We start from the raw sequence: 11,149 nt of genomic DNA, 5'->3' as shown, positions 1-11,149 counted from the left end.
TGCCTCAAGTGATACAATTAGGGATGTATCAAGATAAATGGCTTAAATTAGAAAATAATAGTATATTATAAATTTAGTACATTCATATTAAATGGAAAGTAACTTAGGAACACACAGGATCATAAAAAGGAGGAATTATATATGATAGTAAAATGGGCAATAGGTGGTGCAGTAGTAGGAGCTATAGCAGCAGTAATGACAGGAACAAGTATCGGTTCAGGAATAATCTTTGGTGGAATAGTGGGTGTAGTATTTAGAAAATGGGTAGCAAGGACTCTTTGGATGTAGGAAAGAATGATAGTAAATAAGACCATTTAGAACACAGAAATCAACAATAGCATCTAATCTCAAATAAATGAGGCTAGGTGCTATTTTTATACCCAAAATTAAGTAGGAGAGGAATGAAAACAATGATAAAAAGTTTATTATCATCAATGGACTTTGAATATCTTGAAGTAAGAACAAAGAAAGCAATAGAGGAGTTTGGTATAGAGAACCTAATGGAATATACAGTAGATTCAGTTGTAGGTTGTGATATAGGGGACTTCTACAAAACTATAGTGGAGGGAGTAATCATTGAAGATACATATGTTGCCGTATCAGAGATAAGTGATGGTAAATACGAAGTAACCATTGAATTTGAAGGTAAAGACAGATGGTACATTAGCAGTTATGCGTGGGATTCAGTAGAAATAGTAATAGAGAATCTAATAAATAATGTAATGATACCACACATAAAAAGGGGGAGAATATCATGGGAAAATCAATATATTGCATAGGTAAAAACATAGGGGATCAATTGGTAATGAAGGTGTGTGAGGATATAGAAAAGAAGATACCTGCTAAAAGAGTAAGTATAGTATCAATAAAGATGGTGTGTGAAAGTAGCATTTTATATGCTGGAAGAAGAATTAATTCCCCCTCAGAAGGAGCAGAACTTGCTAGAGGATTCTTAGAAAATTGCGACAGGGAGGAGCTCATACTAATTTGTCTTAATAATAAGAATGAGCCAATCTCAGTCAGTACGATAAGTATTGGTTCATTGAATGCTTCAATAGTGCATCCACGTGAGGTATTCAAAGTGGCAATATTATCCAACAGCGCAAGCGTTATTCTTGCACATAATCACCCCTCAGGTGATACAACTCCGTCATCAGAAGACGTGAGTATAACTAAGCGATTAGTTGAGGCAGGTAAGATAATTGGCATACCGATTATCGATCATATTGTCATAGGGAAAGAATTTAGCTACTGCAGCCTGAAAGAAAAAGGAATGTTGTAGGAGAAGGAGATGGTTAAGATGTTTGATAAAAATAATAGGTACATCACTAGAGGAGTACAAGCTGATATACCATTGGAGTTACAATTATTTATGTGGTGTTGTATAGATAAATTAAAAGAGCAAGGGCTCAAACGTGATTATTTACAAATTTTTGAGCTAACGGAGCATAAAGCTGATGATATATTCTACCAGGTAATAGAACATAGAGAAGAGGTGCCAGAATACAATAAGACATATAAAATACTAGCAAAAGAAACTGTAAATGCAAAGGTATTTGTTATTAATGATGGTGAAGATGAGATAGGAAAAGGTTATTCAACAATGCTACTGGCAGAAGAATACTAAATGAGGCAGCAGTTTCGCTTCACTATTAGACGAACCCATAAAAGTCAACAGATTAAACAGTATTTGAAAGTAGTAGTAAATTCCGACAAAACGCTTGATATATAGTTTATTTCCTATTAAAATAATTAGAGGGAAATGAGGTATAAAATGGGGATAAAGTATTTAGCAAAACTAGTGAAATATATTAAAGAAGTCTATAAAATAGAGAGAGGGATTAGTAAATTAAGAGATAAAAGAAGAAAACCAATTTATAGTACAGGCGAAGTAATATTGCCTGTACTATTTGGGTTCATGATAAGAATCCAAAGTTTCAATGAATTAAATAATAGAATTAAGAGCAATGATTTTAGAAGACTTGTTTCTAGAAAAACAAAAATTCCACTTATAGATACAATACGAGATACTTTGAAAGGTATAAATGTACAGGGATTAGATGACATAAATGTAGGAATAATAAAAAAATCTGTAGAAAACAAAGTATTTAGAAAGGGAACAATTGAAGGATATAAGGTAGCGGCTATAGATGGAACCAAGATATTTGGAAGTAATAAAAAGAGTTGTGAGGAATGTATAGTTACAGTCAAGGGGGAGAAAAAGCATTATTCACATAGTGCAGTTTTTATATCTACTGTAGGAAAAAAGCCAAGACTTGTATTAGACTTTGAACTATACAAAGCTGGAGTGGATAGCTCAAAAAAGGCTGAAGGTGAACTAACTGTAGCAAAGAGGCTACTCGAAAAAGTAACTAATGAACATAAAAATCTAATAGATATTGTGGTTTATGATGCATTGGCATGTAATTCAGTATGGATAAATCATTGTTATAAATGCAACGTAATTGCTGTAGTTCAAGTTAAAAAAAATAATGTGAAGAGCATAAAAAGAATAAAAATAGAAACAAATAAAGAAGATAAAAAAGAAAATTGGTATGATAAAAATAGAGCATTAGAGATTAAAGCTTACGAAAAAAGTTTCTATATGGATAATGTAGACAGGCCATTAAGGTATGTAAAATTTACAAAGAAGAAAAACGACAAAGAGTATTCAAAAGTATTACTTATAACAACATCTTTTGAAATTCCACTTAAAGTATTGTATAAGATAATAAGTGCAAGATGGGATATAGAGAATAGTGTATTCAATAATTTGAAAACTTATTCTGCCTTAGATAGATGTTTTGTTCATAATATAAACGCAATAGAGGCCATATCATATTTAATGATAATCGCATCAAATCTAATGCAATTATTTATAAATAGAAGACTTAAAAGTTTTATAAAATCACAGAAAGAAGTAATCAGGCTGATAATTAAAGAGCTATATTTATTAAGGGAAAATAAAGAGTTAATTTTTAATACTACTTAGTATATAGACAATATAGTAAGCAATGGTACTTTGGGGTAATGGGGAGGGGGAAAGTCTGTTCATTTGTAAAGTAAAATAACAAATTATTCAAGTTATGATGTAAATGAAATTGGATTTAGTGGAGGAGCTAAAGTGCTTGCTTGAACCAATATATAAACTAGTTAAAATACAACATTTTGACAAGGGGACATATTCAGATTATGTGGCACTATCAACAAATCCTAAAAGTGTATTATCTGAAGGGAAATTTGCGGCTTATAGAAAAACATATAATCCTAGTCAATTATTTAAATATAATTCAGATAGCATTAATGGGATTATGAATCATATGAAAGCTGAAAAAGAAAAGGACAACTTGTATAAGATATATTACCTAAAAGATATAAATAGTGAAAATGAAAAAAATATGCAAACTATTGGATGGTTATTAAAAAAGATGGTAAATGGCTACTATATAATGATATTTAACGTTTAGATAGTAGATCTACATATGTCAAAAAATCAAAACATCAGCAAGGAGAAATACTAAAATAATATTTCTCCTTGCTGATAAACAAAACGCTTTAGTAACAAAGCTTAATAACATAAACAGCAGTATATGTTATTAATACTAGCATACAACAATTTTCTACACAATGCAACAACAATAATAAGGTAAGTAGAAGAAAGTGTGGATTTAATTGTACGCAATTCATATTAATTCAATTTAATTAAAAAATATTGCGAATATTTAAACGAAATATAAATATATATTTCTCAATATTTTAATGAAATGAATTCTTTTAGCTTAGCTATGCAGATTGTGCTAAATCCGTACTAATAGTATAATGAGGTAAAGAATTATTTTATAAATGATAAATAGAGTGAGTTCTACCAATCTAATAAAACTATGACTAGTTTAAATTGGATGCTTGTATTTATATAAGAATAAGACTGTAATACAAAGCTTAGTATTACATAATTAATTCACATTTTAATTTAGGGGGACAATTATGAAGGATGATGTAAAAAAAGCCAAATTAGAGCTTTACGTAAATGATGAACATGAAGCTGCGCATGCCATTTCAAAGAAAGAATTTTATAGTGATGAACTGGAATCACTACCAGATATTAGCAATGGTGATATAAATATAAGCACTACCTATGTATTTGATTTAGGAGATAAAGTGGAAGTAGGTGTTTATTTTAGAAATGCTCTCTCTAAAGTGATAAATTTTGATAAAGTACCGCTTAAGATAATGAATTCAAAGGATGAGGTTGTGGCTAAGCAAATTTTTACGCTTAGAGATGTGGGTGACATACCAGCTTATTCAGCGGTGCCATGGAAACTCTATTTTGATAAAATAAATGTTTTTACTGATGCAATATCGATTAAAGATGAATTGCATATAGTTTTCGACACAAATATAAAAGCATATAGTACTATCAAGATTAAATTTGATAATATTCCTAATAAACCTGAGTTTATTAAATTGAATAGATATTTGGATAAACTTCCACCTATGACTTCAGGAGAGATTAATATATCCTTATATGAAATTCAAAAGGCTGAAAATGGACAATTAGATGTTGCTTTAATAATAAGAAATGGGTCAGATAAAAAAGTGAAAATAGAAAAAATACCTATTATTATTAAAAATAATGCAAATAGTAGAATAGTATCTAAAGGAACATTTAATACAACGGATTTGGAGGTGGACTCATTAAAGGCGAGAGTTTTAAAGGTATCATTTAATTCTGATCAAATTACAGAATCTAATTTTAAACTAGAGAATTTATCTGTACTATTTAATGAATAATAAAATGATGCGGGTGGTTATTTTTTATTTCACAGTAATGATTTCGAAGGCGAGTAATTTAGTATGTTGTATGAACAGATTGATTGTAGTCTTTGGGGAATACTAGCAATATTGGTTGGCATTAATGATAACATGTATAACATTTACTAGAATTAATTATTAAGAATTAGAAGAAGTTTAACGGAGAATGTAGTAAATAGGACCATAAAAAAATATAAGAAGCATATAGGCATCTAATCTCTAATTAATGAGGGTGGGTGCTATTTTTATATTCAAACCGCTGAATTTTATAGATTTATTATATACTCGCGTAAAAGCTCAAATAGTAGTGAATTATACACAAAAACAATATACTAAAATAAAATTTTAGTATATAATTGTATTTTAAGGAATATTAAATCAAAAAGGGGACTAAATAATGACAAAAAGAGCAAAACAAACTATTTCATTTCTGATTTTTGTATTTACAATACTAATTGGATTTAACACAGTTGTATTTGCAGATGCTAGTAGTGGGGAATTAAAAACAGAGGTGAGGGGGTATGTCGATAGTGACACTACATGGACTGCTTCTAAGAGCCCATACTATATTACAGGAAAAATAACTGTTGCAGAGGGTGCTATACTTACTATAGAACCAGGCGTAACAGTTTATTTTGCTGATGAATACTATCCATGTGACTTAAGTGTTTATGGTAATTTAGTTATGAAGGGAACTACTGATAACAAAATAACACTGCAGTATGCCACAGATAAAGTTACAGGTGGAATTGTTTTTAATAACATTAATGGCCAAACTATTGAAAATATAGATTGCAAGGTTCCTATTACTTTAAATGGAAGTAATACTACTATTCAAAACTCTAATATCGGATCTATGTATATTACTGGAGATGGAAACAAGCTTCTTAATTTAAAAACTTATAATGATACTACTTATCTCAGTTCTAGTGCTTATAGAGGATTTACTCTAAAAGGTAACAAAAACGAAATTTTGAATTGCAAATTGAACATATATGGCGATGGGATCTATACCTTTATAAATGGTGATTATAATAGCATTATGAAATCTACTTTAAAATTTTATGCTAATGAAACTTATAATCAGGGTTATATATATGGTTACCCACATATAAAAGGGAACTATAATAACATAATACAAAATACTTTTTATTCACCAACCTATAACTTCACTTTATATCTTGAACAGAATAATAATTCATTTCATCATAATAATTTAAACGACACTGCTGTAATCGTACAAAAGGATGGTTTAACAAATTTAAAAGCTAATAATTATAATACTACTTACTATAATCCCAAAGGAGAAACTACCAACTCAATACCAGTCTACGCCCCTGTATCCAATAACCTAATTGACATCACGAAAGACTTAACTTTCGATGAAGCAGGCCCAATACTAAAAGCTTATACTCCATCAAAAACTCAAGTTGGAATAAATGAGGACGTTGCATTATCGGTAAGACTTACAGACGACTCTAATATCTTCGGCGTTTTCTGGGTAAAGGATCAAACATCAGGTTTCTTTAAGAACAATCAATTTACTTATGATGATAAAACTGATACTTACTCTATAGCAATGCATTATGATGCAGCAGGAGTAAACAAGCTTCCTCTACTTGCTTTAGTTGATGACTATAATAACATTACTTATGTAGATGTAGCTACATACCAAAGTGGTAAATTCAATAATTCAATTACAGTTGGTACTGCTGTAGCCTCTAATGATGCAAATTTAAAATCTATTTCGGTAAATGGAACTGTTATTCCTAATTTTATTCCATCTAATAAAACATACAGTCTTACATTACCAAAATCAACTTCATCGGATAAATTAGATGTTAAAGAATACAATGATAGTACTGCATCCGTATCAGTATCAGGAGATACTCTTGTTAATGGATCTGCTACTATTAAAATAATTGTTACCGCTCAGGATGGAATAACTAAAAATACTTATACCGTAAATGTAACTAAGGAGTCAGATACATCCACTGGAGGAACCATTATAAAAGGTGATGTAACTGGAGATTCAAAGGTTACTATTATGGACGCAGTTAAAATTGCAAAATATATTATAGGTTCTGAAACTTTAACTGATACTCAGATACTAGCTGCTGATTTTAATGGGGATGGAAAAGTTACCATTATGGATGCTCAAAAGATTGCATTATTTGTAGTAGGAAAATAATAAACTACAAACCAATCCATTAAAGACTAACCATAGGGGGCAAAAACTTGAAAATTAAAAAATACTTACTTGTAGTTCCATTTTTTATCTTCTTTTTTAGTATAACAACAGTCTGCTTTGCAGCTACAACCTACGATACTTGGACAAGTAAAACAGCGGTTTCATCTAATAAAATATGGTCTGTAAGTTTTACATCAGAGGCTAATTCAGCTGATGTAACAGATGCTCATATATATGTGAAAGATTCAAGCAATAATGTGGTACCTGTGACGCTTTCTTTATCTAGTGATAATGAAACAGTGTTGGTACAATCTTTAATATCTTATGAAGCTTCTAAAACTTATACTTTATATGTAGAAAACATGAAGTCTAAAACTGGAATTTCTTTAGCAAAAAATATAAAAATGAATTTCACTATTTCAAGTTCAAATACTTCAACATCTAAATATTCTTACGGTGTAATACAAAATATGGATGATGAGAATGGTCAAGTAATAGTAAATATTTTAGGAAAAGGACTTGTTAAATATGACTATACTGACGAATGGGCAAATTATGAAAATAATAGTATAGTAATGCTGGACAGCAGTGATAAGTTATTTATTTATGATAGTAAAAACTTTAAACAGGACAATCTATTTGACTATAAGGAATCAAAACTTAAGTTTTCTAATATAACTGGAAGCTATGACGTTGCATCTGATGTTTTAGTAGTTTTATGTGATAAGTCAGGTAATTACGTAAAACAGGGAGTTTTAAATGATTTAGTACAAGCAGTATCTAGGGAAGATGTAGCAACAGTCCTAATAGACCCTGATACAAACAAAATAAAAGTAATAGTCATAGAACAAGGAGGTGAGTAATTTATGAGAAAAAAATATAAAATATTATCTTTTCTTTTAATATTTTCAATGGTTCTATCCATAATAAACTTAGGAACAATAAAAACCTTTGCAAGTGATACTACAAAAATTTATTTTGATGATATCCAAGTTAAAACAGATGCTACATCTATAGTTATCCCTGTAAAAGTAGATGGTCTTTCTGATATCAATACTTTAGATGGAATATACATGGAAGTTTCTTATGATAACACTAAATTAACATATACTGGTTTAGAAAGTGGAAGCTCTGCGCCAGCCTTTCAATATAGTGCGAACCCAAGTGGAAATACTATTAAAATTAGTGGATTTTCTGCAGGTAGTGTAAAAAGTAATGGCGACATATTAAAGTTAAAATTTGATATAAAAGACAAAACTTTATCACCTAACTTTAAAATTAGCAAATGTGAAATCAATGATATAGCCACAACTATTCAAAATGGGACTATTTCAGTTCCTGTAGCTCAAACATCAACTAAGAATAGTATATATTTTGACAATTTGAATGTGGCAGCGGATAAGAGTGAATTTGTATTGCCAATTAAGATTAAAGGAATTACTTCAGACAAAGCTATAGAAGGAATTCTTTTAAAACTATCTTATGATGGACAAACAGTAAGCTATACAGGGTATGAAAATGGAACAGAAGCACAAGGATTCCAATTCTTTGATAACAATACCTCAAATAATCTTAGCATCACAGGATTTGGAGCATCTTCTATAAAAACAGATGGAGAACTTCTAAAATTAAAGTTTAAAATATTGAATAAAAATAACCCTATTAATATTAGTATAGTTAAGGCACAAGCTAATGATATTAATGCGGATATTCAAAATGGAGTTATATCTGTTGCCTCTGGAAATACAACAAATAATACGAAAGTATATTTTGCAAATACAACGGTTGCTTCAACTGATGACACACTTATAGTTCCTGTAAAAATTATGGGTCTTACTAGTGATAACTCAATGCAAGGTATATTATTAAAACTTGAATATGATAACATCAATTTAGATTATCAAGGTGTAGATGTAGCAAGTAGGACAACTGGTTTCCAATATTTTGATAATAAAAAAAATAACGCTATAACTATTACGGGATTTGGTACAAATGGATTAAAATCCGATGGAGAAATACTAAATCTAAAATTCAAAGTACTAAAAAGAGTAAACCCAACTTCTGTAACTATTAAACAAGTTCAGATTAATGATGTTGATGTTACAGCTCAAAGTGGTAGTATAACATTTGCAGATGCTCCAGTTGCAACTTCTGGTTTAAAGGATTTCACTATAAATAGCGGTAAAGTAGTTATAGCGAGTTCTAGTCTATTTGATTATAGTGTTAGTGTAGATAAAATAAGTGATCTTACTGTAGCTGCAACAACAGTTGATAGCAATGATTCTATTAATATAGATAAAGGTAGTTTTAATGCTAATGGTATTGCTAAAGTTACAATTAAAGTTATGTCAGCAAAAAATCCTTCTGACATAAAGACATATAACATAACTGTAGTTGCGAAAACTGCAACTGAGAGTTCTGATTTGAAAAACATTAGTGTGAATGGTAAACAAATATCAGAATTTGATAGAAACACCCTAAATTATAATGTAACTATATCTAACCAAATAAAGTCATTAAATATACAAGCTAATTCAGTAGATACCACAAATACAGTTAGAATAAGTGGGAATTCTTTAGATAGCACTGGAAATGCCACAGTAACTATATCGGTTGTAACACCGTCTGGAGCAGTAAAAAATTATATAGTTAATATAACTTCACAATCAGATGGCGATGTTTTTAAAATTATAGCTATGAATCCAGGTGAAGACGCTGTAAATGTGACCGTGGATTCAAACATAATAATTCAATTTTCCAAAGAACTTTACAGCTTAACTGCTGATGAAAATTCAATTTATATTCTTGATAAAAACGGTGTAGGAGTTCCAGCTAGTGTAAAACTAGATCTGAATGGAACTAAAGCAACAGTTCATCCGTATTCAAGTTTACAATATAATACTGAGTATACAGTAGTTGTTTCACAAGACTTGAATAGTAAGGATGAGGAACCCTTTCCTAATAAAGTCTCATGGAAATTTACAACAGCTGAATTTGCTCCAACACCTGTTGTTGTTCCTAATAAGCCAACAGTGTTAAAAGGAACTTCATTATCATCTTTCTCCATAAAGTGGACATGGACAGATAATAGCACTAATGAAACGGGCTTCTTAATAAAAGATGAGAATGGTAAAACTATTCAAAAAATAGATAAAGCAAATAGTAATTTATATACAGAAACTGGGCTTAATCCAAACACAGAATATAAGAGAACTGTATCTGCCTACACTGTAGATGATTTGGGAACAATAGTAGAAAGTGATCCTTCACTTCCAGCTTCTGTGAAAACAAAAGCATTTAAACTTAAACCTATTGTAATATTTGCAAGGGTTAACGAAATAACATCAGAAAAAATAATTTGGAGATGGTATCAAAAGGGCGATACCTCAACTGAAATCAAATTATATGATAAGGATATGAAATTAGTAGACTCCGTAAGTGCATCTTCACAAAAATATGAAGACAACATTGATATAGACAAAAATGATGCTGAATTTGTAAGATACTTTACAGTATACGATCCTACTCTAATGGTAGAGAGTGCGCCTTTTAAAGCGACTGTAGTTAATCCATACTATGGAACTGGCAAGAGCTTAAATGCTCCAATAGCAAAAGCAAGTTCTATTGCTAATGGAACAATAACTCTAACTATTAAAGATAAATCTAGAGATGAACAAGGTTTTAGAATTTATAGAACAAATGTAGCAGGACAGATTCAAGAGATGGTACAGGAGGCGCCTACCAGTGATGCTAATGGCATTAACGAGAACATTGGGGTAAAGATTACTGGACTTGATACTCTAGCCACCTATTATTATGTTGTAAAAGCTTATAATAGTACAAGTGAGGGAGATACTTCTGAGGTTATATCAGTAAACGGTCAATAATTAAAACTTGAGACATGAAGTAATCTAGAGTTGTTTGCAAAGACACTCAACATCCATAAATCTAAGCTTAAACTAAGCTAATTTTTTTAGCTTAGTTTAAGGTAAAATTTTAAATTTATTTAAAAGTTTATTATATATCATGGTATTGTTAAATTATAATATAGGGGGATAAATACTAATGAAAAAGAAAAAATTATATGCGGGGTTATCAAAGTTTGTAATAGCTGTAATGGTTGCATCATCATCAGTTAGTGGGGTT

Annotated in this window: 10 protein-coding genes; all 10 read left to right on the top strand. The window is 30.3% G+C overall.

The genetic code is table 11. The features are described from left to right. The first annotated feature begins 141 nt into the window (after positions 1–141). Positions 142–288 (top strand): hypothetical protein, encoded by a 147-nt coding sequence (locus KPL44_RS00050; protein ID WP_216246293.1) that lies wholly within the window; start codon positions 142–144, stop codon positions 286–288. Positions 289–401: 113 nt separating this feature from the next. Beyond that, positions 402–779, top strand: coding sequence for a hypothetical protein (locus tag KPL44_RS00045; protein WP_216246291.1), 378 nt, complete (start codon positions 402–404; stop codon positions 777–779). Continuing rightward, the gene (locus KPL44_RS00040; protein ID WP_331701792.1) at positions 755–1,282 is read left to right on the top strand and encodes a JAB domain-containing protein; all 528 of its coding nucleotides are present in this window, start codon (positions 755–757) and stop codon (positions 1,280–1,282) included. Before KPL44_RS00045 ends, KPL44_RS00040 begins: the two co-directional genes overlap by 25 nt. A gap of 18 nt (positions 1,283–1,300) precedes the next feature. Beyond that, positions 1,301–1,627 carry a DUF960 family protein gene (locus tag KPL44_RS00035; RefSeq protein ID WP_216246289.1) on the top strand — a complete coding sequence of 109 codons (327 nt, stop codon included), beginning with the start codon at positions 1,301–1,303 and terminating at the stop codon, positions 1,625–1,627. Positions 1,628–1,774: 147 nt separating this feature from the next. Next, complete coding sequence (locus KPL44_RS00030) at positions 1,775–2,992, top strand: transposase (RefSeq protein ID WP_253201562.1); 1,218 nt, start codon at positions 1,775–1,777, stop codon at positions 2,990–2,992. A gap of 136 nt (positions 2,993–3,128) precedes the next feature. Then, complete coding sequence (locus tag KPL44_RS00025) at positions 3,129–3,467, top strand: hypothetical protein (RefSeq protein ID WP_216246287.1); 339 nt, start codon at positions 3,129–3,131, stop codon at positions 3,465–3,467. A gap of 517 nt (positions 3,468–3,984) precedes the next feature. After that, positions 3,985–4,791, top strand: coding sequence for an SLAP domain-containing protein (locus KPL44_RS00020; RefSeq protein WP_216246286.1), 807 nt, complete (start codon positions 3,985–3,987; stop codon positions 4,789–4,791). Between the two features lie 418 nt (positions 4,792–5,209). Beyond that, a complete protein-coding gene (locus tag KPL44_RS00015; protein WP_216246285.1) occupies positions 5,210–7,003 on the top strand; it encodes a dockerin type I domain-containing protein in 1,794 nt (597 codons plus the stop codon). 47 nt (positions 7,004–7,050) lie between these two features. Continuing rightward, on the top strand, positions 7,051–7,866 hold the full coding sequence (locus KPL44_RS00010; RefSeq protein ID WP_216246284.1) for a hypothetical protein: 816 nt from the start codon (positions 7,051–7,053) through the stop codon (positions 7,864–7,866). Between the two features lie 3 nt (positions 7,867–7,869). After that, positions 7,870–10,890 (top strand): cohesin domain-containing protein, encoded by a 3,021-nt coding sequence (locus KPL44_RS00005; protein ID WP_216246283.1) that lies wholly within the window; start codon positions 7,870–7,872, stop codon positions 10,888–10,890. Positions 10,891–11,149 lie beyond the last annotated feature (259 nt).

Origin of the sequence: Clostridium sp. DSM 17811, from assembly GCF_018861905.1 — a bacterium.
In the GTDB taxonomy this organism is placed as follows: Bacteria; Bacillota; Clostridia; order Clostridiales; family Clostridiaceae; genus Clostridium_AD; species Clostridium_AD frigoriphilum.
The sequence above is the reverse complement of the archived record's forward strand: the minus strand, read 5'-3'. Positions and strand labels throughout refer to the sequence as shown.